Annotated in this window: 24 protein-coding genes; 11 read left to right on the plus strand and 13 right to left on the minus strand. The window is 68.8% G+C overall.

All coding sequences use genetic code 11. The features are described 5' to 3' along the window. Positions 1 to 10 precede the first annotated feature (10 nt). From GGR47_RS06305 to GGR47_RS06315, 3 genes are all read left to right on the plus strand, one after another. Positions 11 to 310 carry a type II toxin-antitoxin system Phd/YefM family antitoxin gene (locus tag GGR47_RS06305; protein ID WP_244305016.1) on the plus strand — a complete coding sequence of 100 codons (300 nt, stop codon included), beginning with the start codon at positions 11 to 13 and terminating at the stop codon, positions 308 to 310. 55 nt (positions 311 to 365) lie between these two features. Then, positions 366 to 464 (plus strand): type II toxin-antitoxin system RelE/ParE family toxin, encoded by a 99-nt coding sequence (locus GGR47_RS19105; RefSeq protein WP_244305017.1) that lies wholly within the window; start codon positions 366 to 368, stop codon positions 462 to 464. Positions 465 to 602: 138 nt separating this feature from the next. After that, positions 603 to 1,373: a DUF3800 domain-containing protein gene (locus tag GGR47_RS06315; protein WP_147035895.1), complete on the plus strand. Its 771-nt coding sequence runs from the start codon at positions 603 to 605 to the stop codon at positions 1,371 to 1,373. Between the two features lie 146 nt (positions 1,374 to 1,519). Here GGR47_RS06315 and thiC read toward each other — a convergent pair whose 3' ends face one another. The 5 genes from thiC to GGR47_RS06340 form a co-directional block, all read right to left on the minus strand. Beyond that, positions 1,520 to 3,427, minus strand: coding sequence for a phosphomethylpyrimidine synthase ThiC (gene thiC / locus GGR47_RS06320; RefSeq protein WP_147035896.1), 1,908 nt, complete (start codon positions 3,425 to 3,427; stop codon positions 1,520 to 1,522). A gap of 375 nt (positions 3,428 to 3,802) precedes the next feature. Further along, entirely contained in the window at positions 3,803 to 4,825 is a 1,023-nt protein-coding gene (locus GGR47_RS06325; RefSeq protein WP_147037283.1) for a ferritin-like domain-containing protein, read from the minus strand. 41 nt (positions 4,826 to 4,866) lie between these two features. Continuing rightward, positions 4,867 to 5,976, minus strand: a complete 1,110-nt coding sequence (locus GGR47_RS06330) for a ferritin-like domain-containing protein (RefSeq protein WP_147037284.1) — start codon at positions 5,974 to 5,976, stop codon at positions 4,867 to 4,869. Between the two features lie 701 nt (positions 5,977 to 6,677). Next, positions 6,678 to 7,730, minus strand: coding sequence for a ferritin-like domain-containing protein (locus GGR47_RS06335; protein WP_017980366.1), 1,053 nt, complete (start codon positions 7,728 to 7,730; stop codon positions 6,678 to 6,680). Between the two features lie 11 nt (positions 7,731 to 7,741). Further along, the gene (locus GGR47_RS06340) at positions 7,742 to 8,755 is read right to left on the minus strand and encodes a ferritin-like domain-containing protein (protein ID WP_147037285.1); all 1,014 of its coding nucleotides are present in this window, start codon (positions 8,753 to 8,755) and stop codon (positions 7,742 to 7,744) included. Between the two features lie 199 nt (positions 8,756 to 8,954). Here GGR47_RS06340 and GGR47_RS06345 point away from each other — a divergent pair, with 199 nt between their 5' ends. Together GGR47_RS06345 and GGR47_RS06350 are read left to right on the plus strand one after the other, a co-directional pair. After that, positions 8,955 to 9,548 carry a sigma-70 family RNA polymerase sigma factor gene (locus GGR47_RS06345; RefSeq protein WP_147037286.1) on the plus strand — a complete coding sequence of 198 codons (594 nt, stop codon included), beginning with the start codon at positions 8,955 to 8,957 and terminating at the stop codon, positions 9,546 to 9,548. Then, complete coding sequence (locus tag GGR47_RS06350; RefSeq protein ID WP_183949474.1) at positions 9,535 to 10,275, plus strand: anti-sigma factor; 741 nt, start codon at positions 9,535 to 9,537, stop codon at positions 10,273 to 10,275. The genes GGR47_RS06345 and GGR47_RS06350 overlap by 14 nt, the downstream gene beginning before the upstream one ends. A gap of 177 nt (positions 10,276 to 10,452) precedes the next feature. Here the strand turns inward: GGR47_RS06350 and GGR47_RS06355 are convergent, their stop codons facing one another. From GGR47_RS06355 to hemC, 7 genes are all read right to left on the minus strand, one after another. Next, positions 10,453 to 11,298, minus strand: a complete 846-nt coding sequence (locus GGR47_RS06355; RefSeq protein WP_147037445.1) for a MipA/OmpV family protein — start codon at positions 11,296 to 11,298, stop codon at positions 10,453 to 10,455. 67 nt (positions 11,299 to 11,365) lie between these two features. After that, complete coding sequence (locus GGR47_RS06360; RefSeq protein WP_017980361.1) at positions 11,366 to 11,752, minus strand: DUF2141 domain-containing protein; 387 nt, start codon at positions 11,750 to 11,752, stop codon at positions 11,366 to 11,368. Then, entirely contained in the window at positions 11,721 to 12,533 is an 813-nt protein-coding gene (locus GGR47_RS06365; RefSeq protein WP_017980360.1) for a sterol desaturase family protein, read from the minus strand. Before GGR47_RS06365 ends, GGR47_RS06360 begins: the two co-directional genes overlap by 32 nt. Positions 12,534 to 13,189: 656 nt before the next feature. Continuing rightward, positions 13,190 to 13,696 carry a GNAT family N-acetyltransferase gene (locus GGR47_RS06370; protein WP_147037485.1) on the minus strand — a complete coding sequence of 169 codons (507 nt, stop codon included), beginning with the start codon at positions 13,694 to 13,696 and terminating at the stop codon, positions 13,190 to 13,192. A gap of 8 nt (positions 13,697 to 13,704) precedes the next feature. Further along, positions 13,705 to 14,655, minus strand: coding sequence for an MICOS complex subunit MIC60 (locus GGR47_RS06375; RefSeq protein WP_017980358.1), 951 nt, complete (start codon positions 14,653 to 14,655; stop codon positions 13,705 to 13,707). Next, entirely contained in the window at positions 14,652 to 15,350 is a 699-nt protein-coding gene (locus tag GGR47_RS06380) for a uroporphyrinogen-III synthase (protein WP_147037461.1), read from the minus strand. The genes GGR47_RS06375 and GGR47_RS06380 overlap by 4 nt, the downstream gene beginning before the upstream one ends. After that, a complete protein-coding gene (gene hemC / locus GGR47_RS06385) occupies positions 15,347 to 16,261 on the minus strand; it encodes a hydroxymethylbilane synthase (RefSeq protein ID WP_420877033.1) in 915 nt (304 codons plus the stop codon). The genes GGR47_RS06380 and hemC overlap by 4 nt, the downstream gene beginning before the upstream one ends. 179 nt (positions 16,262 to 16,440) lie before the next feature. On the opposite strand from hemC, the gene tsaD reads away from it, so the two are divergent. From tsaD to GGR47_RS06400, 3 genes are all read left to right on the plus strand, one after another. Next, entirely contained in the window at positions 16,441 to 17,469 is a 1,029-nt protein-coding gene (tsaD, locus tag GGR47_RS06390) for a tRNA (adenosine(37)-N6)-threonylcarbamoyltransferase complex transferase subunit TsaD (protein ID WP_147037450.1), read from the plus strand. Between the two features lie 159 nt (positions 17,470 to 17,628). After that, positions 17,629 to 18,606: an NAD(P)H-dependent glycerol-3-phosphate dehydrogenase gene (locus GGR47_RS06395; protein ID WP_183949476.1), complete on the plus strand. Its 978-nt coding sequence runs from the start codon at positions 17,629 to 17,631 to the stop codon at positions 18,604 to 18,606. Between the two features lie 257 nt (positions 18,607 to 18,863). Then, positions 18,864 to 21,881: a TonB-dependent receptor domain-containing protein gene (locus GGR47_RS06400; RefSeq protein ID WP_307724556.1), complete on the plus strand. Its 3,018-nt coding sequence runs from the start codon at positions 18,864 to 18,866 to the stop codon at positions 21,879 to 21,881. A 211-nt stretch (positions 21,882 to 22,092) separates the two neighbouring features. Here the strand turns inward: GGR47_RS06400 and purD are convergent, their stop codons facing one another. Then, positions 22,093 to 23,352: a phosphoribosylamine--glycine ligase gene (gene purD / locus GGR47_RS06405; protein WP_147037302.1), complete on the minus strand. Its 1,260-nt coding sequence runs from the start codon at positions 23,350 to 23,352 to the stop codon at positions 22,093 to 22,095. Between purD and xseA the strand changes: the two genes are divergently transcribed. Genes xseA through GGR47_RS06420 form a run of 3 tightly spaced genes read left to right on the plus strand, consistent with a single transcriptional unit; the run spans position 23,351 to position 25,894 of the window. Then, entirely contained in the window at positions 23,351 to 24,790 is a 1,440-nt protein-coding gene (gene xseA, locus GGR47_RS06410; protein WP_183949477.1) for an exodeoxyribonuclease VII large subunit, read from the plus strand. The genes purD and xseA overlap by 2 nt on opposite strands. Positions 24,791 to 24,818: 28 nt before the next feature. After that, positions 24,819 to 25,019, plus strand: coding sequence for a DUF2093 domain-containing protein (locus GGR47_RS06415; RefSeq protein ID WP_147035946.1), 201 nt, complete (start codon positions 24,819 to 24,821; stop codon positions 25,017 to 25,019). Further along, on the plus strand, positions 25,016 to 25,894 hold the full coding sequence (locus GGR47_RS06420) for a M23 family metallopeptidase (RefSeq protein ID WP_147035947.1): 879 nt from the start codon (positions 25,016 to 25,018) through the stop codon (positions 25,892 to 25,894). Before GGR47_RS06415 ends, GGR47_RS06420 begins: the two co-directional genes overlap by 4 nt. Positions 25,895 to 26,113 lie beyond the last annotated feature (219 nt).

The raw sequence follows: 26,113 nt of genomic DNA on the forward strand, positions 1-26,113 counted from the left end.
ACAGGGGTGGATGTCGTCTTCGGCGTGGGTTGCCATTGCCGCAGGCGAAGCGCAGATTTGCCGTATGCGCGCGATGAGCTGTTTCGAGGTGAGTGCCGATCTGGCGGGCGCGATCGAGCGGGTCGTTGCCGACAGTACGCCGCTGGCGATCACGCTGGAGTGCGGCAAGGGGGCGGTGCTGGTATCGGCGAGCGAATGGGCTTCGATTGAGGAGACGCTGTATGTGCTGCGATCGCCGGCGAATGCCGAACGGTTGCTGGAGGCGGTGCGCGGGTTCGAAGCGGAGGAGGAAGGCGTCGCGTTTCCGTGAGGTGTCGTTCTAATTGATGGCGTGGGACGATCACCGCCATTGGCAGGATAATGATATGGCGCTCATCCTTAACATCAATGCGCTCTCCGAGGAATGCCGGCGTCACCTATTCAAGGCGACGGGGAAGCCAGAACCGCTCGGCGGCAATCTGTAGGCTGATTGTCGCGCCGGATCACTTCTGAGCATGGGCTGGTGTATCGCGCCGCGGGCAGTCCTGACGAGTAGGTGCTACAAGTGGCGCAGTGCCGGTATCATTATTGAGGTTCGCCAATCGGCAAACTATGCATGAGACATGCACCTTCTGTTCGTAGACGAGAGCGGTACGCCTCCAAAGCCTCACGCCCAAGAGCAAAGCTACTTTGTAATTGCTGGTTTAGTTATCCCTGAGGATCGCTGGACAGGTTTGAGAGACAAGCTGATCGGAGCCAAGCGCGCTGCGGGATATCGCGGTGAACTAAAATGGCGGTTTTTTGCTCCAAAAAACGATGATGACGACAATCCGATGCGTGATTGGGATAAGGACGCGAAGAACCAGTTCCGCGACAGAATTTTCAGAATTATCACCGAGGCGAAATCCTGCCGCATCATTGCCTGCGCATCGGAGGGGATGACGGCTTATGGCCTGGGAAACGTCAGCACCCAGGATGACCTATATTTTCGAACATACAAGCCGGTCACGGAACGCTTTCAGTATTTTCTTCAGGATGTGACGCGAACAAGCGGACGAGATACGTATGGTATCATCGTCGCTGATCACCGTGGAAAAGGCGATGATGATAGCATGCGCATACGTCACGAAAGACTTATTCGTGAAAATGGCGGATATACGTCGGACTCCTCAAATTTCATCGAGGGGCTTTTCTTTTCGCCATCTCATTTGAGTATAGGTATACAACTTGTTGATATGATAGCTGGCGCTATTTGGCGCGCGCAGTCCCACGGCGACCGGACATGGTATGATCTACTTAGACCATCGTTTCGCACGTCGAATGAAGGCCAAATCGACGGGTACGGCCTCGTTCGATTCCCAAAGAAGGGCTGGCAAGGACGTGTGCTAGATTGACGCCGGGTGAGGCCGTAGCCCCAACGTGCTAAGTGACGCACTCCCGGCCTTCCTGATATAGCGTCCCAGCATTGACAAATCAATCGTTGCCACGCCCGGCAACTGGCGACTCGGCGCACGCGAGCCGCCTCATAGAACTCTATCGGTCAATCGTGCTCCCGATTGCCAGCGCCCATGTAAAGCTCACGTCCAGTCTTGCGGTATAATTCGCTCATCGCCGCCATGCCGGCTTCGGCATCCGCCACGGTTCCGCCGTTGGCGAATGCAGCGCGATCGGTATCCGCCTTGTCCGCCGCGATGAACGTATCCGCCGGCGCATTCTGCTTCGCGGCGAAGTCGCGAACTTCCTGCGTGATCTTCATGCTGCAGAACTTCGGGCCGCACATCGAGCAGAAGTGGGCGGTCTTGGCGCCTTCGGCGGGGAGCGTCTGGTCGTGGTATTGTTCGGCGGTTTCCGGGTCCAACGACAGGTTGAACTGGTCGCGCCAGCGGAATTCGAAGCGGGCGCGGCTGAGGGCGTCGTCGCGGACTTGCGCGGCGGGGTGGCCCTTGGCGAGGTCGGCGGCATGGGCGGCGAGCTTGTAGGTCACCACGCCGACCTTCACGTCGTCGCGGTCGGGCAGGCCGAGGTGCTCCTTGGGCGTGACGTAGCAGAGCATCGCGGTGCCGTACCAACCGATCATCGCGGCGCCGATCCCGCTGGTGATATGGTCATAGCCGGGTGCGATGTCGGTGGTGAGCGGCCCCAATGTATAGAAGGGGGCTTCACCGCACGCTTCGAGCTGCTTGTCCATGTTCGCTTTGATCTTGTGCATCGGCACGTGGCCGGGGCCTTCGATCATGACCTGGACGTCCTGCGCCCAGGCGCGGTGGGTGAGTTCGCCGAGCGTGTAGAGCTCGCTGAACTGCGCTTCGTCATTGGCGTCGGCGATCGATCCGGGGCGCAGGCCGTCGCCGAGGCTGTAGGCGATGTCATAGGCCTTCATGATCTCGGTGATCTCGTCGAAGCGTTCGTAGAGGAACGATTCCTTGTGATGCGCGAGGCACCATTTCGCCATGATGCTGCCGCCGCGGCTGACGATGCCGGTGACGCGCTTGGCGGTCATCGGGATGTAGGGCAGGCGGACGCCGGCGTGGATGGTGAAATAGTCGACGCCCTGTTCGGCCTGTTCGATCAGCGTGTCGCGGAAGATCTCCCACGTCAGGTCCTCGGCGATGCCACCGACCTTTTCCAAGGCTTGGTAGATCGGCACGGTGCCGATCGGCACGGGGCTGTTGCGGATGATCCATTCACGCGTGTCGTGGATGTTGCGGCCCGTCGACAGGTCCATGACCGTGTCGGCGCCCCAGCGGATCGACCAGACGAGCTTGTCGACTTCGCTGGCGACGTTGCTGGCGACCGCGCTGTTGCCGATGTTGGCGTTGATCTTCACGAGGAAGTTGCGGCCGATCGCCATCGGTTCGGATTCGGGGTGGTTGACGTTGTTGGGGATGATCGCGCGGCCGCGGGCGACCTCGTCGCGGACGAATTCGGGCGTCACATAATCGGGGATGGCGGCGCCGAAGCTTTCGCCGTCGCGGGCGTATTCGCGCAGGCGTTCGCGGCCGAGGTTTTCGCGGGTGGCCACGTACTCCATCTCGGGCGTGATGATGCCGCGGCGGGCATAGTGCATCTGGCTGAGGTTGCCGCCGGCTTTCGCGCGGAGCGGCTTGCGCCCGGTGTGCGGGAATTGGGGGACGCCGCCGGACCGGTCCGGGCCGAGCTGGCCGTTGTCTTCGGGGCGGATGGCGCGGCCGTCATAGGCCTCGGTGTCGCCGCGGGCGTCGATCCACTGGCGGCGCAGCTGCGGCAGGCCGGCCATGATGTCGATGCGGGCGTTGGGGTCGGTATACGGGCCGGAGGTGTCGTAGACGCGGACGGGGGGCTCGCCCGACGATGGGTCGAGGTGGATTTCGCGCATCGCGACGTTGAGCGGGCCGACGTGGACTTTCTTCGAGCCGCGGATCGGGCCGGTGGTGACGCCAATTTCGGTGCGGGCGGGGATGTCGGCCATGGGTCTTGCTCTCCAAATACGGAGAGCGGGCGGTTCATGGGTGTGAAACCGCTCCCTCCCTCCGCCGGTCTTAACCGGATCAGGTTCAGCGGGTCGCGGCCTCGTGGCCGCCTCTCAAGCGCCGATAGGGACCCCATCAAAGTATTACTTTGATGGGAACCCGGTAGCGCTCCCCCGGGGATGACAGGGGTTTACGCGCTTTTTCGGGAGGGCGCCAATCAATTCCTCCCCCGCCAGGGGGAGGGGGACCGTTCGGCTTCAGCCGAATGGTGGAGGGGGAGGTCGGCGGCGCGGACTATCGTCAACGTACCGCCGTCCTCCCCCTCCGTCAGCTTCGCTGCCACCTCCCCCTGGCGGGGGAGGACTTGTTGGGGGTCAGCCGCTCGCGGCGCTGGTGCGGATGTTGCCGTTGATGCCGTTGGGGAAGAAGCCGCCCGCGGTCACCGCTGCCTTGTTGAGGAAGACGATGTTGAGCACCTGGCCGGTCGAGCGGCTGTAGACGATGCCGTTTGAGTCGGTCGGCACGATGTTGGCGGTGGTGGTGTCGCCGATGCCCTGGTCGGTGTCGCTGGCGCCATCGAGGCTGTCGCGCGCGTCAGAGATGAGACGTGCGTTGTTGAGGATCGCCGGGTTGTAGAGGATCGACGAGGCGTCGATGCCCTTGCGGTACAGGACCGAACGGATCAGGCCGGCGTGATAGCTTTCGGCGGCGAGGATGCCGGCGGCGGCTTCCAGATACACCTTGTTGCCGATCGCGGGCGCGGCGCCCTTGTACGCGCTGACGCCGACGTCTTCGAACAGGTACGCGCCGAGCAGGAAGCTGATGTCGTCGGCATAGGGGTTGAACGTGCCGCTCGACCCGACCACGCCGGCCGCGCGGGCGGCGGCGGTGAAGGCACCGTTGGCATCGCCCGAAATGTTGATCGCCGGCATCGCCACCGCCGCGCCGACGCCGTTCGCCCCAGCGCCCAAAGCGGTGCGCAGGAAGGTGACGTGGGCGATTTCGTCTTTGGCGATCTCGCGCGCATATTGCGCGACGACAGGGTCCTGGAAGGGCACCTGCGCGCCGCCGGTCACCGTGCCGCCAATGCCGACGCCGGTGGTGAGGCCGGGGTTGAGGCCCTGGCCGAACGCGGCCCAGCTGTAGAATTGCGCCTCGAGATATTCGAGGTTGAGCGCGAAATTGAGCACGTCCGCATCCGCGGCGATCGGCGTCGGGCTGCCGGTGGGCGTAGGCGTCGGCGTCGCGGTGCCGCCGGTGTCGCCACCGCAGGCGGCAAGCAGCGAGAGCGCCCCCGCCGAGGCGGCGGCGCCGCCGGCATAGCGCAGGAAGGCGCGGCGTTCGGCACGGCGATCGGCGATCGCGGAAAGGATGGTATCGGTCGGAAGATCGGTCATCGGGTCTGTCCCTGGCGAAATCGGTTGGAGCGCGTCGGCGATCAGGAGGCGGTGGCCGCCTTGATCGTGCCGTTGAGGCCGGCGGGGAAGAACCCGCCCGCGCTCGTCGCCGCGGCGTTGAGATAGACGATGTTGAGCACCTGGTTGGGGCTGCGGCTGTAGACGACGGCGTTCGCGTCCGCCGGCACGATGTTCGACACCGGGAAGGTCGGCGCGGGCGTCGGCGAGGCGGTTGCGGTGGGGGTCGGCGTGGGGGTGGGCGTCGGCGTCGGGGTGGGCGTCGCGGTGACGCCGCCCGCGGGCGCGGTGGTGGTGCCGGGCGTGATGCCCTGGTCGATGTCGGTCGCGCCGTCCAGGCTGTCGCGCGCGTCGGAGATGCCCTGCACCCAGCCGATCAGCGGCGACCCCGAGACCAGGCCCTTGCGGTACAATTCGCCGCGGATCGTCGCGGCGTGATAGGCCTCGGTCGCCATGATGCCGGCCGCAGCCTCGACATAGGTCTTGGTGAGCAGCGGCGCGGCGCCCTTGTACGCGGTGACGCCGACGTCTTCGAAGATGAAGGCGGCGAGGAGGAAGGCATCCTCGTTCGCATAGGGATTGAACGTCTGGCCGGCGGTGATGATCTTCGCGGCGACCGCGGCGGCGGAGAAGGCGCTGTTCGGGCCGACCGACAGGTCGAGCGCGGGCTGCGCGACGACCGTACTGCTGCCCAAGGCGTTGCGCAGGAAGGTGACGTGCGCGACCTCGTCCGCGGCGATTTCACGCGCGTAGCGGGCAACGATCGGATCGGCGAACGGCACCGCGGTCGCGCCGGTCGCATTCACCGACCCCGCCGTGCCGGCGCCGCCGAGCAGGCTCGACGAAATGCCCGCACCGGTGGTGGCGTACGCGTAGAATTGCGCTTCGAGATATTCGAGGTTCAGCGCGAAGTTCAGGATATCCTGATCGGTATAGGTGGGCGTCGGGGTCGCGGTGGGCGTCGGCGTCGGCGTCGACTGGGCGGACGCGCCGCTGGCGAGACCCAGCGCCCCGGTGACGGCCATGGCGCCCAAAGCATCGCGGAAGAAGGCGCGGCGCTGTTCGCGGCGGTCGACGCGGGCGTCGAGGGCGGCGATCAGCCGGTCGCTGTCGATATCGGTACGGGCGGTCATGACTTCAGGGTCCTCCCCAAACACGCGGGCGGCGGCGGACCGCCGAGAATGGCAACAGCCGTTCCGCATCCCGCCGGACGCGTCAACCCCGCATGGCGGGGAAAGCGCTCGGCTCGGCGTGTCTTCGTAACTTTGGGGAAGGTCGGGGTGCGGTCGTCAGGGGGCGGCGGCGGCGATGGTTCGTGCGAAGCCGCGAAGCCGCGAAGGAAGAACGGATTTCGCGCAGAGGCGCGGAGGACGCAGAGGGGGGGCTATGCGCCCTTGGGGTGAGGGGAAAGGAGCATCGCGCAGATCGAGATCGAAGGGAGCTTGCAGACGACGCCAATTCCTCCCCCGCCAGGGGGAGGTGGCGCCGCGAAGCGGTGACGGAGGGGGAGGTAAGAGACACATCGGTTGGTGTATCCTCCCCCTCCGTCATGCCTTCGGCATGCCACCTCCCCCTGGCGGGGGAGGACTGACTCCGGCCGTCATACTGGCGTGGGCTTGAAGCTTTTGATCAGGGCGCTGGCAACCGCGAAAGACCCCAGTCTGCGCTGGGGTGACCGTTCCGCCGTGGTGGAGCAAATCCCAAAAACGAAAATCCTCCCCCACCCGGGGGGCAGGTGGAGGAGGATCCATGACCGGCCCGTCCACGGAAGGAACGGACGGTCGCCGGGCACCCAAAGGGGGGGAGGGGGAGCGGGTGCCCGAGGTGTTACCCGTCAGCCGAGACCGACGGTGAAGGCTGGATTGGGATTGTTGGTGCCGTTGGGGAAGAAACCACCACGCGTGCGGTTCGATCCATTGACGTTGAGATAGGCGATATTGTGGACCTGCTGGCTCGTCCGGCTGTACGCGATGCCGTTCGCGTCGGTCGGCACGATGTTCGAAATGCCGGTCGTGAGGTTGCCGATATTGCTGCCGGCAATGCCCTGATCGTCGTCGCCGTTGGTGCCGCCGGTCGTGCCGTCGAGCAGATCGCGCGCGTCGGAGATCTTGGTCGTCGCGGTGATGATGTCGCCATTGGTGACGCCGCGCGTGTACAGGATCGTGCGGACGAGGCCGGCGTGATAGGCCTCTGCCGCGAGGATGCCCGCCGCCGCATCTAGGTACATCGATGAGATGACCGGCGATGCGCCCTTGTACGCCGTCACGCCGATATCTTCGAAGATATAGGCGCCGAGCAGGAAGTTGGTCGGGCTGGCGTACGGATCGAACAGGCCGTCCGCCGCGACCACGCCGGCGGCGCGCGCCGCGGCGGTGAAGGCGCCGGTCGAGGTGCCCGAAATGTCGATCGCCGGCTGTGCCACCACCGACGTGCCGAGGGCGGCGCGCAGGAAGTTGACGTGGGCGATTTCGTCATAGGCGATCTCGCGCGCATATTGGCCGATCAGCGGATCGCCGCTGAAGTCGACCGCACGCGGGAAACCCGCTCCGCTGCCGGTGATGACCGCGCCCTGCGTGCCGCTGCCGGTCAGCTGCGCGGCGGTGAGGCCGGTGCCGAAAGCGGCGTAGCTGTAGAATTGCGCCTCGAGATATTCGAGGTTGAGCGCGAAGTTCAGCACCGCGACGTCGGTGCTGACCGCGGTCGGCGTCGGCGTGGGGGTGGGAGCCGGCGTCTGCGCCGAATCGTTGTTGTCACCGCAGGCGGCGAGCAGCGACAGGCCACCGACGGCGGCGGCACCGCCCACGGCGGTCTTCATGAAGGCGCGACGCGCGTTGCGGCGGGCGGTCGTTTTCTCGATGATCTCGAGGACCGAAACTTCCTTGGTCATGTCGGGTCCCCTCAGTTCGCGCCGCTGGTGCGGATGGCGGCGTTGCCGTTGTTGATACCGGCCGGGAAGAACCCGCCCGACGAAACCGCAGACCGGTTCAGGTAGACGACGTTGAGCGTCTGCGCGGACGTGCGGCTGAAGGCGAGGCCATTGCTGTCGAGCGGCACGATGTTCGACACGAGGTTCCCCGACTGGGTGGTCGGCGAGATGCCCTGGTCGAGATCGGTCGAACCATCGACCGAGTCGCGCAGGTTCGAGATCGAATCGGCGGCGGTGCGCAGCGACGCGACGTTGAGGCCGCGGGCATACAGTGCGGTGCGGACCAGCGCGGCGTGATAGGCCTCTACCGCGAGGATGCCGGCGGCGGCCTCGAGATAGGTCTTGTTGTTGATCAGCGCGCCCGCTGCGCCCTTATAGGCGGTGACGCCGACGTCTTCGAAGATGTAGGCGGCGAGCAGGAAGCTGTTGTCGTCGGCATAGGGATCGAAGCCGGCGAGCGACGGGCTGGTGCTCGACGCCGCGGCGGCGAAGGCGCCACCCGAAGATCCGGAGATGTTGATCGTCGGCTGCGCGGCGATCAGCGCGTCGCTGCCGCTGCTCCCACGGATCGCAGTGCGCAGGAACGTGACGTGCGCCACCTCATCCGCCGCGATTTCGCGCGCATAGGCGGCGATGGCGGGATCGGTGAAGTTGACCTTGCGCGCCGAGCCGGCGCCGGTGCCGGTGATGACGGCGCCCTGCGTGCCCACGCCGCCGGTCAGCAGGTTGTTGGGCAGGCCGGTGCCATAAGCGGCATAGCTGTAGAATTGCGCCTCGAGATATTCGAGGTTGAGCGCGAAGTTGAGGACGTCGACTTCCGACAGCGCGGTCGACTGCGCCTGCGCGGCGGTGGCCAGCGAAAGGCTGGCGGCACCCGCGGCGGTCATCGCAGCGGCGCCCATCATGTTGCGGAAGAAGTCGCGCCGGTCTTCGCGGCGCCTCGCTTCGGCGTCGAACGCCTCGATGAGCTGATCCGTTTGAGTCATCGTCAGCCTGCCTTTCCTCACCTGTCCCGGCCAGCCTCGCGGACCCGGGGCGCGTCGATGCGCACGGATCGGGATGACCAACGGCAGGTACGTTCGGCGGCGACAAAAAGATGCGCGCAATAAAAATATATAACGCGCAGCCGCTTATGACGGGCTGGAGGCTTGCCCGGCCGGCGGCGGCCGCTTAGCCTTCGCCCCCGTGGTGCCCGCCGACGATTCTGCCGACCTGCCCCCCCTGCCCGCTGCGGCGGCGCGTGCGCGCCTGGTCGAGGCGCTGATGGCGACAGGGGCGGCGGACCGCGAGGCCTTCCGCCGCGTCTATGCGCTGACCTCCGCGAAGCTTTTCGGCATCTGCCTGCGTATCTGCGGCGACAGGCAGGCCGCGGAGGACGTGTTGCACGACGTCTACATCACCATCTGGCAGCGCGCGGGCGCGTATCAGCCGGGGCGGGCGAGTCCGATTTCGTGGCTGGCGACGATCGCGCGCAACCGGGCGATCGACTGGCGGCGGCGGCACGGGCGCGTCACCGCGCCGATCGAGGAGGCCGAGGCGGTGGCCGATGGCGCGCTGCGCCAGGACGACGTGCTGATGGCCGAAGAGGCGCAGGCGCGGCTGCATCTGTGCCTCGAAAGGTTGGAGGAACGGCAGCGCGGGGCGATCCGGCGCGCCTTCTTCGGCGGCCTGACCTATGCCGAGCTGGCGGTGCAAGCGGCGGTGCCGCTGGGGACGATGAAGAGCTGGGTGCGGCGCGGGCTGCTCGCGCTGAAGGGATGCCTCGATGGCGAGCGCTGAACCGGACGATATCGGGCCCGACGACCTCGCCGCGGCCGAACTGGCGCTGGGGCTGCTGGACGGCGAGGCGCGCGTCGCGGCGCTGGCGCGGGTGGCGGCGGATCCGGTGTTCGCGCTGGCGGTGGCATGGTGGGAGGCGCGCTTTGCCGCGCTGTTCGCCGATGGCGCCGACGTGGCGGTGCCGCCCGCCGTGCTGCGGCGGATCGAAGCGTCACTGGATGGCTTTGCGCTGGATGGCGGGCGACGCGTGATGGCCGCAAACGACAATCCGGGCGTCGGCGCATGGCGCGGCGCGGCGATCGCGGCGGGGCTGGCGGCGTGCCTGCTGCTCGTGGTGACGGTGATGCTGGCGCTGCGGCCGGCGCCCCAACCCGTGCGCGTCCCGGTGCCGGTCGCGGCGCAGGCGCCGTTGCTCGCTGCGCTGGCGCCGAGCGAGGGCAAGGGCGCGCCGATCGCCGCGGCTTATGATCGCGAGACCGGCGTGGTGCGGATCGGCGGCGCGGTGGCGGTGCCGGCCGGGCGGTCGGCCGAGCTATGGGCAATCCGCGGCAGCGCGGCGCCGCGCTCGCTGGGCGTGATGGCGGCGGGCCGGGTGGTCGTGCCGGCAGCGCTGCGGGCCGAGATGGCGGCGGATACGGTGCTGGCGATCTCGATCGAGCCGGCGGGCGGGTCGCCGACCGGGTTGCCGACCGGGCCGGTGGTGGCGGCGGGTAAGCTGGCGGGGTGAGGTGCGGGGCGTTACGGCCGCCCCGCCAACTTCGTCACCCCGGACTTGGTCCGGGGTCCACCGGGCCGCATGGGGGAGGCTGGAGCTTCTTGCCATTCCCCTCGCCGCAGAGTGGACCCCGGACCAAGTCCGGGGTGACGGGGATATTGGGGTGAGGGTTCGTGACCTACTCCAGCCTCAGAATGTGTACGCTACGCCCACCGCGCCGAGCCACTGGTTGCGCGAGCCGGCGATGCTGACCACCGGGCTGTCGCCGAAGTCGTTGAGCATGCGGCGATAGGTGCCGCCGGCGACGACCTTCCACCCGTGCAGCAGGTTGCCGGTCAGCGAATAGGTGGCGAGGCCGCCGATCGAATAATTCTTCCAGCCGCCGCGCGCATTGTAGGTCGGCAGGCCGCTGGCGATCGATTGCGTCGGCGAGATTGAGAAATAGCTGGTCGCATAGCCGCGACCGGCATGCTCGGCGGTGGCGAACAGGCCGACCGCCGCCTTGGTGCTGAGCGGGGTGAGATAGTTGATGCTCGGCTGCCAGATGCCGCTGTCGTGCGCGCCGGCGACGTCGTGGCGGTAGCTGAGCGAAACCGACAATTTGTCGTACGGGCTGGTGATGACGCCGGTCTTGCCGATGCCGACATAGCCGCCGAGTTCGATCGCGGTCTTCACCTTGCCCAGCGCCTTCACGCGCGGATCGTCGATGCTGTCGAGGCTGGAGCGGTTGAAGTTGACGACGCCGATCGGGCCGGCCTGGATATCCCACACGGGGCCGGGTTCGTTGCGGATCAGGTCGACGCTGGCGCGGTTGCCGGCGAGCAGGAAGGCATAGCCCTTCACCGAACCGACCGCGGCGGGCGCAGGCACCCAGCGATAGTCGTTCGAGCCTTCATAGTCGCTGAGGTACACGCCGGCGACGCCCGCGGTGATCGTGTCGCGGTTCGTGTCGAACTCGGCAGGGGTTTCCTGCGCGAACGCGGGTACGGCGAACGCGGCGGACGCGGCGAGCGCGGCCAAATACTTGAACGACACGGGAAAGGCTCCAACCTGTTACGTGACCGTAACGCAGCGGTTGCGGAATCTTTCCCGTAGCAACCGATTAGAAGATATAGCGCATTCTGATTTGTTGCTGATTTGCATCACTCGTCACCGTGAAGCGCGCGGCGGCGAAGCGCGGCGCGCCGAAGCGGATCGGCGGGTTGCGCGAAAAGCCGAAGCCTTCGCGCGGGATGCCGGCGAGCGTATCGAGCTTGGCATTGTTGTTTTCGTCGTGGATCACCGCGACCGCGTAATTGCCGAGCGGCAGCCCGTCGAAGTGCAGCGCATGCGTCGAGGCGGGGACGGAGCGGGTGACGGCATTGGCATCGTCGACGCAGGCGGGGAAATTGTCCGGGTCCGCGGTCAGGCAGACGCGCAAGGATCCCTTGGCCGAGCGCATCTGGCTGACGCCGACGTCAAGCCGCGCGATCGGCGCGGCGCCCAGCATCACCACCGCCGCCGGCAGCAGGCCCGCCAGCGCCAGCGTGCGCGCGCGCCGCCTTGGCGTGGGCCCGCGCGAAATCCCCGACCCCCCGGTCGGTGCCGCACAGGCGATCCCAGAAGCGGAAATACAGCCCATAATTGCACCCGTATTGCTCATGATGGCGTTGATGATGGCTCGCGGTGATGAGCCAGCCCCCCAATGGTCCCCCCCACATGAACCGCGGGAAAACCTCCCATCCCATGTGATTGGTTACGCCCATAACGGTCATGAGGCCGAGCACGAAGCCCAGCGCGCCGATGTGGATCGGAATCAGCAGCACCAGTAGCGGAATTACCACAGCGCCGGTCACCGCCTCGATCGGGTGGAACGCCATCGCCGCCCAGGCGGTGGGCGGCCGGCTGGCGTGGTGGACGGCATGCGCGGCCTTGAACACCGCGGGCCGGTGCATCCAGCGATGCGTCCAGTAGAACCAGGTGTCGTGGAGGAACAGGTAGACGACCACCGACAGCGGCACGTACCAGAGCGGCCGCGCGTGGACGTCGTCATAGATGCGGGTCCAGCCATGCGCCTTCCACCCCCAGGCGAGGATGCCCGCGGGCACGCCGTAGATGGCGGCGGAGGCGAGGCTCCAGGCGATCTCGCGGCGCATCTGCGCGTCGAGCCCGCGGTAGAGGCCGGGGTGCTTCAGACGCGTCGCCGCGGCGAAGGCGCCCGACACGATCAGATAGCGGACACCGACGATCAGCGTCATCGCCAGAGCGGACAGGGTGACGGCGAGCAGCATGCCGGTGGTGTAGCGGATTGTGGGGGTGGGGGATACGGGGTGCCCGCATCCGTTCGTCACGCGGAATTGGTGGAAGGCCCCTGTTCCGGGACGACGGCGTGGGGTGCGGAGGGCGAGGAGGTGATCGGTGGGGATGACGTCCGCCACACGTCCTCCGTCACCCCGGACTTGGTCCGGCGGCCACCGGGCCAAAGGATAGTCGGTGCCCTGCGCTCATTCCTCCCCCGCCAGGGGGAGGTGGCGCCGCCGAAGGCGGTGACGGAGGGGGCGGACAGGAACGCCTCCGGCTGTCGAAGCGCTGCCCTTACCTCCCCCTCCGTCATGCCTGCGGCATGCCACCTCCCCCTGGCGGGGGAGGACTTTTCGGCCAAACCGGAGGTGACGGAGTTGGTGGGGCGAGGGTTCGTGCGACTCAACGTGGACGGGGCGGCGATTGTCGGCCGCGTTGCGCACGCTCTACTGCCCGGCTTGGTGGGTGACGAAGCCTGCTACACTTCCTCCGTCACCCCGGACTTGGTCCGGGGTCCACCGGGCCGCTGGGGGGCGGCATGAGGCACTGGCCATCCCCCTCGCCGCGCAGTGGACCCCGGACCAAGTCCGGGGTGACGGTGTGGGTGGGGTGCGCGTCGGTGTCTCACGACGGGGGTGGACGTCGATCAGCGTTCGAGGACGTGGATGGGGCGGTCCTTGTACAGGGCGTCGCGCACCGCGGTGTAGCCGAGCTTGGCCGCCAGGCGGAGCGAGGGGGTGTTGGCGGGGTCGATGATGCAGGTGGTGCGGGTGATGCCCTGGGCGTCGGCCCAGCCGAGTGCGGCCGTCATCGCGGCATAGGCGAATCCGCGGCCGTGGGCGTGGGGAGCGAGGGCCCAGTTCGCTTCGGGCAGCGTCAGCGGCGGGTCGATCGTCCGGCGCGCCTCCATCAGGCCGCCTTCGCCGAGGACGGTGCCGTCGGGCGCGCAGAACACCCAGCTGCCATAGCCGAACGCCTGCCACTGACCGATCGAGCGGAGCAGGCGCAGCCATACCTCTTCGCGGCTGCGGGGCACGCCGCCGATCATCGTGTAGACCGCGGGGTCCGACCACATGGCGGCGAGCGCGTCGAGGTGATCGGGGTGGTGGCCGGTGAGGATCAGCCGGTCGGTGGTGACGACGGGGGCGATCATGCGCGCCGTTACATGCCGACCGAGGTGGTTTCCTGCGTGTTCGTATCGGGATCGGTCGCCGGCGTGGTATCGGCGGGCGTCTGCGCCTGCACCGTCGTCGGCGGGATCGGGCGGGCGACCGCCTGGCCCATCAGCGCGGCGTTTTCGATGAGATCGAGCGCGCGGCGCGCCTCGATATAGCGGTCGGCGGCCTGCATCCAATTGCCGGCCTGCGCGGCGCCGGGCAGGCGCGCGACCTCGGCACGGGCGGCCTCCACCTGCCCGCCGTCGAGCAGGCGGCGCGCGCGGGCGAGCCGGTCGGCGGGGCGGGGCGAGGGGGTGCCGGCCTGGCGCAGCACGACAAGGCCGGCGACTTCGCGGCGCAGGCTGGCGAGCCAGCCGTCGGTGCTGACCGAGGCGATGTCGGGCGCGATCGCCTCCAGCCCCTGGCGCAGATCCTCCAGCGTCACCGGCTGGCGCGCGGCGTCGATGACCGCGGCGACCGCCTTGGGCTGCGCGGTGCCGAAGCGGCTGCGCAACTGCTCCTCGAGATAGCCGAGGCCGACACCGCGATCGAGCGCACGGCGCGCGGCGACGGCGATCAGCAGTCCCTCCGCCCGGCCCGCCTGCGCGGCGGCGGCGTTGGCGTCGGTGGTGACGGCGGCGGTGCGTGTCTCCAGCGCCGACAATTGCCCGGCGAGCGTCGCTTCGCGCGAGGCGAGCGCATTGGGGTCGAGCTGCGGGTTGGTCCGCTCGCCATTGGCGTTGAGCGGCAAGGCGGGGTTGTAGTTGACCGGTTCGGGCGTCGCCTTTTGCGCGCTTGTCGTCCCGCCCAGCCAGGGGACGTGGCGCATCAGATAGCCGGTCAGCACCGCGCCCGCGACGAAGGCCAGCGCGATGATCGCCAGGAAGACGCCGGTGCGCAGGCCCTGCGCTCCGCGGGCGCCCGACGGCGGATCGATCGGCACGTAATCGCTCATGGCGCCTTATCCCCGGCCCCCGCCGCAGGGTCAATCGCTGGCGTGCATGCCGCCGCCCCGACGCGGCACAGGGCGGCGTCGGTGGGGGTGTCGGCGGTCAGCGCGAGCGCCCAGCCGTCGCCGGCCGCGGCACGGACCGCGGGGCTCAGCGCAGCGATGCCGGAGGCGCTGCGGTCGGGCAGCAAGGCGGCGACGCGGGTGGCGGCGCGGACCGAATGGAGCAGGACGATGCGGTGTCGCGCGGCGCGGGCGAAGGCGGCGGGGTCTACGGCGATCGTGTCGCTTGCGTAGACGATGCGCGTCGGGTGGCCGCTGTCGATGTGGTCGCGGCCCGCGAGGTGGAGCGGGCGGGTGAAGCTGGCGGCGGCGAGGGCCTCGGTCACGCCGCCGGTGCCGACGACCGCGACCGAGAGGCCGGCGCCTCGCGCCGCCTCGGCGGTCTGCGCCCCCACCGCGATGACGGGCAGATGCGCGAGGCCTGCGAGCTTGGGGCCGGCGTGGCGCACCGCATTGGCGCTGGTGATCAGCAGCGCGTCGTGGGCGGCGGGGTCGGGGGCATCCCACGGCACCGGCACGGTCGCGAACAGCGGGACGGCGGCGGCGTCCACGCCGAGCGCGTGCAGGCGGGCGAGGGTGCGCGCGGTGCCGGGTTCGGGGCGGACGACCAGCACGCCCGAGAGCGCGATGCCCGTCACGGCGCGAACAGGCTGCGGACGCTGGAGGGCGCGCGGGCGAGCAGGTCGGCGGCAAGCTCCGCGGCAATGAGCGCGCCGTCGGTGCCTTCGCCGGTGCCGTCGACGTGGAGGCTGCCGTCCTCGGCGATCAGTTCGGCGCGTAGCGTCAGCATCTCGCCCGACAAAGCGGCAAGCGCGGCGACGGGGGAGTGGCAGTCGGCGCCCAAGGCGGCGAGCAGCGCGCGTTCGGTCAGGACGCAGGCGCTGGTCGCGGGATCGTCGATCGCGGCGACGGCGATCATGGCTTCGTCATGGCTGGCGAGCACCTCGATCCCGACGGCGCCCTGGGCGGGGGCGGGCAGCATCTCGTCGGTCGGGATCGCGCGGCCGACGCCGTCGCGCCCCAGCCGATCGAGTCCGGCGGCGGCGAGCAGGGTGGCGTCCGCCTCGCCTGCGGCGAGCTTGGCGAGGCGCGTGTCGACGTTGCCGCGGAACAGCACGACCTTGAGGTCCGGGCGCAGCCGCAGCAGCTGCGCGCGGCGGCGCGGCGAGCTGGTGCCGACGACGGCGCCGCGGGGCAGCTCCGCGACGCTGTCCGCGCCGATCAGCCGGTCGCGCACGTCGGCGCGCGGCAGCATCGCGGCGATGCGGATCTCGGCCGGCCGGATCGTTTCGACGTCCTTCATCGAATGGACCGCGGCGTCGATCTCGCGGGCGACGAGCGCCCGGTCGAGTTCCTTGGTCCATAGCGCCCTGCCGCCGATCTCGGCGAGCGCGCGGTCCTGCACGCGGTCGCCGGTGGTGCGGATGACGACGAGGTCGATCTCGTCCGGCGCCCAGCCGTGGGCGGCGCACAAAGCATCGCGGACCATATTGGCCTGGGTCAGCGCCAGCGGCGATCCGCGCGTGCCGAGTTTGAACCTGATCGCCATCGTTTCATCCATTCACACCCTCACCCTTCCGGCGCTGCGCGCCTCCCTCCCTCTCCCGCCGGGAGAGGGAAGAGCCGCCAAAGGCGGCGAAGGGTGAGGGTGTTTTACAATCCTGCCGCCAGCCATGCCCAAACCCCCACCCTTCGACAACCTCCGTGCGGCGCGATAGAAGGCCGGCCATGCCCCCCCGGATCATCCTCGGCCTCGAATCCTCGTGCGACGAAACCGCCGCCGCGCTCATCACCAGCGACCGGCAGGTGCTCAGCCACCGGCTTGCGGGACAGGAGGCGGCGCATGCGCCCTTCGGCGGCGTGGTGCCCGAAATCGCGGCGCGCGCGCATGTCGAGGCGCTGGAGCCGCTGGTCGCAGCGGCGCTGCAGGATGCCGGGCTGCGGCTGGATCAGGTCGATGCGATCGCGGCGACCGCGGGGCCGGGGCTGATCGGCGGCGTGATGGTGGGCCTCGTCACCGGCAAGGCGCTGGCCCATGCCGCGAACAAGCCGTTCGTCGCGGTCAATCATCTGGAGGGGCATGCGCTGAGCCCGCGGCTGTCCGATCCGGACCTCGCCTTTCCCTATCTGCTGCTGCTGGTATCGGGCGGGCATTGCCAGCTGCTGCTGGTCGAGGGTGTCGGCCGCTATCGCCGGATCGCGACGACGATCGACGATGCCGCGGGCGAGGCGTTCGACAAGACCGCGAAGCTGCTGGGCCTGGGCTTTCCCGGCGGGCCGAACGTGGAAAAGGCGGCGGCGCTGGGGCAGCCGGTCGTGCCGTTGCCACGGCCGCTGAAGGGATCGGCCGAGCCGCATTTCTCCTTCGCCGGCCTCAAGAGCGCGGTGGCGCGGGCGGTGGGGCATCATGCGCCCGAGGATATCGCCGCATCCTTCCAGGCGGCGGTGGTCGATTGCCTGATCGACCGGACGCGGCGGGGAATCGCCGGTGTCGAAGCGACGGCACTGGTCGTCGCGGGCGGGGTCGCGGCGAACGGTGCGGTGCGTGCGGCGTTGCAGGCGCTCGCCGCCGAGCATGGCCTGCGCTTCGTCGCCCCGCCCCTGTGGCTGTGCACCGACAATGCCGCGATGATCGGCTGGGCGGGGGCGGAGCGCTTCGCCGCCGGGCTGACCGATCCGCTCGATACGCCGGCGCGGGCCAGGTGGCCGCTCGATCCGGGGGCAGAGGCGGTGCGCGGTGCGGGGGTGAAGGCGTGACGCGTGACGCGTGACGGCAATGGCATGATGTCTTATCCCCGTTCGTGCTAAGCCTATCGAAGCACGGCCATCCGCGAACGCTATGCCCGCGGCACGGTGCCCTTCGACAGGCTCAGGGCGAACGGAGTGTGTGAGGTTGGGCGTCCAGGGATGAGCAGCATGAAGATCGGGGTCATCGGCGGCGGCGCCTGGGGTACGGCACTGGCGCAGGTCGCGGCGCATCGCGGCGAACCGGTGACGCTGTGGGCGCGCGAGCCGGAGGTGGTGGCGGGGATCAACGAATCCCACGAAAACCGGCTGTTCCTGGCCGGTGTGCCGCTGTCGCCGTCGATCCGCGCGACGTCCGATTTCGGCGACCTCGATGCAGCGGATGCGCTGCTGGTCGTCGCGCCGGCGCAGCATGTGGGCGGCGTACTCGCGCAGGTCGACGTCGGTACGCGGCCGCTCGTGCTGTGCGCCAAGGGGATCGAGGCGGGGACGCGGCGGCTGGTGGGTGAGGTGGCGACGGCCGTCCATCCGCAGGCGCCGATCGCCGTGCTCTCCGGCCCGACCTTCGCGCATGAGGTGGCGGCGGGCCTGCCGACCGCGGTGACGCTGGCGGTGGCGGACGAAGCGCTGGGCGAGGCGCTGGCCGCGCGGCTCGCGGCGCCGCACTTCCGCCCCTATGCCAGCCGCGACGTGATTGGCGCGGAAATCGGCGGGGCGGTGAAGAACGTGCTCGCGATCGCGTGCGGCGTGGTGGAGGGCGCGGGGCTGGGGCAGAATGCGCGCGCGGCGCTGATCGCGCGCGGCTTCGCCGAGATGACGCGCTTCGGCCTGGCGCGTGGCGCGCGCGCGGAGACGCTCGCCGGCCTGTCGGGGCTGGGCGATCTGGTGCTGACCTGTTCGTCGACGAGCAGCCGCAATTTCTCGCTGGGGTTGGGCTTGGGGCAGGGGCGCGCCGCGGCCGATCTGCTCGCCGACCGGCGGACGGTGGCGGAGGGCGCGTTCACCGCACCGGTGCTCGCCGAGGCGGCGGCGGAGGCCGGCGTCGACATGCCGGTGACCGCGGCGGTGTGCCGCCTGCTCGATGGCGCCCCCGCGGCGGACGTGATCGGCGCGCTGCTCGCCCGCCCGCTGCGCGCCGAACTGGGCTGATCGCGCCACAATCCGAACGCTGCATGAACGAGTGCGTCGTGCGGGCGGGCGTTCGGCGCCCGCGTCGCACGGCTCGGCGTGGCGAAAGGGTGAGTGATGCTTTCCTGTCACAGCGGTGACAAAATGGTATGCAAAGGTATCACTGCGGTATTGACGCCGTCTCCCGGATAGGAAAACTTGTCTGACGTAAAGAGGCTCCATGGTAGCGAGCCTCGGTGAGAGGCAAGGCTATGATTGGGAAGAATGGGGTTTCGCTCGTGGCGCTGGCAGGCAGCCTGGCGATGGTGAGCGCACCCGCGCTGGCACAGACCACCACGACCGACGATACCAATATCGGACAATCGCCGCAGGAAGCCGCCGCCAAGGCCGCGACCGCCGCGGGCGAGACGCCGCCGGCCGCACAGCCGGGTGGCGATATCGTCGTGACGGGCACGCGCATCGTTCGCCCCAACGTCACCGCCGCCGCGCCGATCACCTCGGTCACCTCCGCTGACATCCGCGCGCAGGCCGCGGTCAACGTCGAGGACGTGCTGAACCGCTTGCCGCAGATCGCGCCGGACGCGCAGCAGACCTACAACGATTCCGACGGGCGCCAGCGCATCAAGCTGCGCAGCCTGGGCTTCGAGCGCACGCTGGTGCTGATCGACGGCAAGCGCCTGGGCACGCAGAACGGCCAGGACACGGGCATCATCCCGGCGACCCTGCTGGAGCGCGTCGACGTGCTGACCGGCGGCGCCTCGTCGGTCTATGGATCGGACGCGGTTGCGGGCGTGGTCAACTTCGTCCTGAAGAAGGATTTCGAAGGGCTGCAGCTCGACGCCAATTACAATTTCTACAATCATAACAACAAGGACACGGTCGTGTCGCCGTTGGCGCGTGCGGCGGGCTTCACGTCGCCGCGTGGCTGGACCAACGACGGCGGCCGGGCCGACCTGACGCTGACCGCGGGCCACGGCTTCTTCGACGACAAGGTCCATGTCAGCGGCTTCGTCAATTACAAGAACACCGACGAGATCGCGCTGACCTCGCGCTCGAACGCCGGCTGTTACCTGACGCAGCTGCAGCTCAACGGCCCGCTGTCGTGCGGCCTGACGCCGAGCAGCTCGACGAGCGGCCTCATCACGCCGCAGTCGGGCCCGAATGCCGGCGCGCAGCTGGTCAACAACCCCAATGGCACGCGCACCTTCGTGCCGTTCGGCGCGGGCCAGGGCAATGCGTCCAACTATTTCAGCGGCTATGCCTATCAGCGTCCCAGCGAGCGCGTGAACGCCGGTGGCTTCGTGACCGCCGAGCTGGCGCCGGAGGCGGAGCTCTACGCGTCGGGCCTGTGGTTCCGCGACAAGTCGTACACCAACTATCCGACGATCGCGAGCGGCACGGTCAACGTGTCCTGCGCCAACCCCTTCCTGTCGGCCAGCCAAGCGACCGCGATCGGTTGCGGCGTCGCGGGTGCGACCAGCGTGCCGGTCAGCCTCGCCTATCGCCTGGGCGAGATGAACGACCGCCCCGACACCTTCGTCAACACCGGCGTGCGCCTGACCGGCGGCGTGCGCGGCAAGGTGGGCGATGCGTGGACCTATGACGTCGGCGGCGTCTATGCGCGCAACCATCAGGATTATATCCCGAGCTTCCGCACCCCCGGCAATCTGCAGAATGCGGTGAACGTCGGTGGCACCGCCGCGAACCCCGTCTGCGCGAGCGGCGCGGCAGGCTGCGTGCCCTTCGACATCTTCAGTGCGGGCGACACCAATCCGGCGCTGATCAGCTATCTGTTCACGACGGGCACGTCGCAGACGACGGGGACGCTGTACGACGTGCTCGCCAACGTCAGCGGCGACCTGGGCAAATACGGCATCACCTCGCCGTTCGCCGAACAGGGCGTGGCGATCGCGCTGGGCGCCGAATATCGCATGGACACGCTGAAATCGACCGCCGACGCCAGCTATCGCAGCGCGCTGGGCGGCACCGACAGCTATCTCAGCCAGGACGTGTGGGAAGCCAACGCCGAAGTGCAGGTGCCGCTGATCGAGCACAAGCCGTTCGTCGAGCTGGCGCAGGTCAACGGCGGCTATCGCCTGTCGAAGTACAGCAGCAATCCGTCGACCTTCAACACCTGGAAGATCGAGGGCATCTACGCACCGGTGAAGGACATCACCTTCCGCGCCTCGTTCAACAAGGCGCAGCGCGCGCCGACGGTGGTCGAGATCCGGCAGGCGACGAACATCGACTTCGCCGCCGGCGGTGCGGGCACGTTCAACGACTTCTGCGCGCCGACGCCGATCCCCGGCCCGAATGGCGTGACCTATGGCGCGCCGCTCGCCTCGCGTGAGGTGTGCCGAGCGACCGGCCTGTCCGACGCGCTATATGGCAGCACCAGCCTGTTGTGCAGCAACGGCACGACGCCGAACGGCACCGCAGCCTGCACCGTGCGCTCGGGCGGCTTCACCGCCGATCCGGAGACGGCGTACACGCAGACCTATGGCCTGGTGCTGAAGCCGCGGTTCGTGCGCGGCCTGGTGTTCTCGGTCGACCGGTATCGGATCAAGATCGACAACTCGCTGGGCTACAACGATTACAGCTATTACACCGATGGCTGTCTGCGCTCGGGCGGCGACCAATTCTTCTGCCAGGGCATCGTCCGCAACGCGAACGGCACGTTGTTCTCGAACGCGGCGAGCAACCCGACGACGGGCTTTATCCGTCAGGGCACCAGCAACTATTACACCTCGATCGCGCGCGGCTATGACTTCCAGGCGCAATATCCGATGGAGCTGGGCAGCGCGGGCCGCATCGACTGGAGCTTCAACGGCTCGCTGACCACCTTCGCCGGGGGCCAGGATTCGCCGGTGCAGCCCGAGCGCAACTGTGCGGGCTATTACGGCAACGGCTGCGGCCAGCTGATCCCGAAGTGGAGCCACGGCCTGCGCGCGACCTATACGACCGAAGGGCGCGGCTTCAGTGCATCGTTCAACTGGCGCTATGTGGGGTCGCTGACCAACGCCGACAATTCGGGTGATCCGGCGATCGGCGGCACGGCGGCGCGTGCACGGACGAGCTATTACCGGGTCGCCCCGGCGAATTACTTCGACCTCGCGCTCAACTTCGCGATCGCCAAGCAGTTCTCGCTGCGCCTGATCGCGAACAACCTGCTCGACAAGGCGGCGCCGATCGTGCCGGATTCGTACAATATCAGCCTGGCCCGCGGGAACACGATCCCGCAGCGTTATGACTCGCTGGGTCGCAACATCGCGATCGGGACGACGATCAACTTCTGATCGGTGCGTTCGGTATGAGAAAAGGCCCGTCGGAGCGATCCGGCGGGCCTTTTTTGTGTCCCGCTACCCTTCGTCGTCATTCCCGCGAAGGCGGGAATCCAGACACGCTAGCGTCGCGCCTCCAGCCGAAACGTCAGAGGTCATGGATTCCCGCTTTCGCGGGAATGACGGTGTGGGTGTGGGTGTGGGCGAGGGTGTCGGTTGGCGTCCCTTATCGCGCCAGTTCGCGCCAGCCGATGTCGCGGCGGCAGAAGCCGTCGGCGAAGTCGATGGCGTCGACGCCGCGATAGGCCGCGTCGCGGGCGGCGCGGATGTCGGGGCCGGTGGCGGTGACGGCCAGGACGCGGCCGCCGGACGCTGCCAGCGTATCGCCGGACTGCTTCGTGCCTGCCTGGAAGACGATCGCGCCGGTCGCTTCCGCCGCATCGATGCCGCGGATCGCGCCGCCGGCCTTGGGGGTGCCCGGATAGCCCGCTGCGGCGAGGACGACCGTCATTGCGGTGTCGTCCGAAAAGGCGATGTCGCCGAGCAGCGCGAGCCGGCCTTCGGCGGTGGCCAGCATCACGGCAAGCAGATCGCCCTGGAAGCGCATCATCAACACCTGGCATTCGGGGTCGCCGAAGCGGGCGTTATATTCGATCAGCTTCGGACCCGTCCGGGTCAGCATCAACCCGGCGTAGAGGACGCCGCTGAACGGCATGCCTTCCTCCCGCATCGCCTTGACGGTGGGCGCGACGATCTCGGCGATCGCACGCTCCTCCAGGTCGGGGGTGAGGACGGGGGCGGGGCTGTAGGCGCCCATGCCGCCGGTATTGGGGCCGGTATCGCCCTCGCCGACGCGCTTGTGATCCTGCGCGCTGCCGAACGGGAGGAGCGCGGTCCCGTCGGTCAGGACGAACAGGCTGGCCTCTTCGCCCTCCAGGAATTCCTCGAGCACCACGGGCGCGTCGCCCTGCGCGAACATCGCGTCGAACGCCTGCGCCGCCTCCGCCTCGCTGGTCGCGATCACCACGCCCTTGCCCGCGGCGAGGCCGTCCGCCTTGATGACGACGGGATAGCCGAAGGTCGCGGCGAGGGCGGCCTCCGCGTCGCGACGATTGTCGACGCGGACATAGCCGGCGGTCGGGATGTCGGCGCGGCAGCACAGATCCTTGGTGAAACCCTTCGACCCTTCCAGCTGCGCGGCGGCCTTGTCGGGGCCGAAGACGGGGACGCCTGCGGCGCGCAAACTGTCGGCAAGCCCATCGACCAGCGGCGCTTCGGGGCCGATCACGACCAGGCCAATCGCTTGCGCCCGCACGAAATCGATCACCGCGGCGTGATCCGTCGCGTCGAGGGCGACGCACGTCGCATGCTGCGCGATGCCGGGGTTGCCTGGCGCGGCATAGAGCGTATCGAGGGTCGGCGATTGCGCCAGTTTCCACGCCAATGCGTGTTCGCGGCCGCCTGAGCCCAGCAGCAGGACGTTCATGCCAGAGTTCCTATCCGATACCGATGATGCCCGGCTGCTAGCCGAGGAGCGCCCCGGCGACAACGCGCTCGCGCTGTCGGTGGGCGAGCTGAGCTTCAAGCTGAAGCGGATGGTGGAGGGCGAGTTCGGCCACGTCCGGCTGCGCGGCGAGATTTCGGGCTACAAGCGGGCCGCCTCGGGCCACGTCTATCTGGCGCTGAAGGACGATGCCGCGGTGATCGACGGCGTGATGTGGAAGGGGCAGGTGAACGCGCTCGCCTTCGCGCCGCAGGACGGGATCGAGGTGATCGCGACGGGGAAGCTGACCACCTATCCCGGCCGGTCCAAATACCAGATCGTCATCGAGCGGATGGAGCTGGCCGGCGCGGGCGCGCTGATGGCGCTGTTCGAGAAATTGAAGGCCAAGCTGGCGGGCGAGGGGCTGTTCGATCGCGAGCGCAAGGTCCCGCTGCCCTATCTGCCGCGCACGATCGGGGTGGTGACGTCGCCGACCGGCGCGGTGATCCGCGACATCCTGCACCGGCTGGAGGATCGCTGCCCTAGCCATGTCATCGTCTGGCCGGTCAAGGTGCAGGGGCAGGGCGCGGCGGAGGAGGTGGCGGCGGCGGTGCGCGGCTTCAATGCGATCCCCGCCGATGGCCCGGTGCCGCGCCCCGATCTCGTCATCGTCGCGCGCGGCGGCGGGTCGATCGAGGATCTGTGGGCGTTCAACGAAGAGGTGGTGGTGCGCGCGGTCGCGGACTGCACGATCCCGATTATCTCGGCCGTAGGGCATGAGACCGACACGACCTTGTGCGATTTCGCCGCCGACCTGCGCGCGCCGACGCCGACTGCGGCCGCCGAGCTGGCGGTGCCGGTGCTCGCCGACCTGCGCTACACGATCCAGAGCCATGGTAGCCGGACGCAGCGGTGCGCCAACCGCTATGTCGAGCGGGGGCGCGAGCGGCTGACCGCGCTTGCCCGGCTGTTGCCGAAGCGCGAGGCGCTGCTGGGGCCGCAGCGGCAGCGCGCCGACGACGCCGGGCAGCGGCTGGACCGGGGGCTCGAGCGGCGGGTGACGCTGGCGCGCGGCAGCCTCGACCGGTCGGCCGGCGCGCTGCGGCCGGCGGTGCTGGAACGACAGGTGGAGCGCGGGCGCGAGCGGCTGGCGGCGACGTGGCGGCTGGTGCAGTCGCTCAACCCCGATGCGGTGCTGGACCGTGGCTATGCACGGGTGACGGCGCGCGACGGCACGACGCTGTCCTCGGCGGCGGCGGTGCGCGCGGCGGGCGCGGTGACGCTGCGCTTCCGCGACGACAGCGTCGATGCGGTGGTGGGCGATGAGGCGCCGGCGCCTGCGCCCGCTCCAGTACCCCCCAAGGTTGAGCGCCCCAAGGTTGAGCGCAAGGCGGCGCGCGCCTATGTCGCCCCCACGCCCGACCAGCCGACGTTATTGTGACGGCTGGGCTCTGATACGGACACAAGACATGCTCGTTTCCAATTCCGATCGGCCCGCGCGGCTGCACTATATGGCCAATGGCTTTCGCGTGCTGGCGCCCGGTGATCATGTCATCTGCGCGGTGAGCGGGGCACGCGTGCCGATCGATCTGCTGCGTTATTGGAGCGTCGCCCGGCAGGAAGCCTATGCCACCGCCGCGATCGCCAGCGAGGCGATGCGCCCGCAATGAGGCGTGCCGGCCCGGTGCTGGCCGTGCTGCTGGCCGGGAGCGTCCCCGCCGGTGCGCAGATCGTCCGTCAGCCCGAACCGCCGCTGCCTGAGCTGGCGGGCGCCTCCGCGCTGCGGCTGGAGGGCGCGCCGGTACAGGGCGGACTGGTGCGCGGTCACGTCCGCCCCGGCACACGGCTGACGCTGGACGATCGTGAGGTGGCCGTCGCCGCGGACGGGTCGTTCGTCCTCGGCTTCGATCGGGATGCACCCGCCACGATGCGGGTCGCCGAGCGTGTCACGGGACCGGCCGGCACCGCGCTGGGCGCGGTCACGACGCTGACCGTCGCGCCGCGGGCGTGGCGGATCGAGCGGCTCAATACCCTTCCGCGCTTTCCGGCGCCCGATCCGGTGATGGCGCAGCTGCGCCCGCCCGAACTCGCGCAGATCGCTGCGGCGCGCGCGATCGAGACCGACGCGCAGGGGTGGCGGCAGCGTTTCGTCTGGCCGGCGATCGGCCGCATTTCGGGCTGGTTCGGGTCGCAGCGCGTCTATCGCGGCGAGCCGGGGGCCTATCATTCGGGCACCGACGTGGCGCTGCCGGTGGGCGCGCCCGTCGTCGCGCCGGCGGACGGCGTCGTAATCCTGGCCGCGGATCACCCCTTCACGCTGGAGGGCAATCTGCTGATGATCGACCATGGCATGGGGCTGAACAGCGCGTTCCTGCACCTGTCGCGCATCGACGTGGCAGTGGGCGATCACGTCCGCCAGGGGCAGGTGATCGGCGCGGTCGGCAAGACCGGGCGGGCGACGGGTCCCCATCTCCACTGGAGCCTGCGCTGGCGCGATGCGCGCCTCGACCCGATGCTCGTCGCGGGGGCGATGCCGGCCAAGTAAGCCGGCTTTTTCACGATCGGATGATGGCGCGCTCGCAGGGCACGCGGTAGCGGACCCGCGTGCCGCAAAGGCAGGGCATAGTAGATGTCCTATCCTTTTCAACTCGACCATGGCGACGGGTGACGGTTGGGGAGGGTCCAAACCAGGTCATTAGGTCAGCATGCGTCCAATTTACCCCGTCGCGCAGACGCAGGCTTTGCAGGCCGGACGATGTGGGTG

The sequence above is a fragment of the Sphingomonas aquatilis genome (genome assembly GCF_014196115.1).
GTDB lineage: Bacteria > Pseudomonadota > Alphaproteobacteria > Sphingomonadales > Sphingomonadaceae > Sphingomonas > Sphingomonas aquatilis.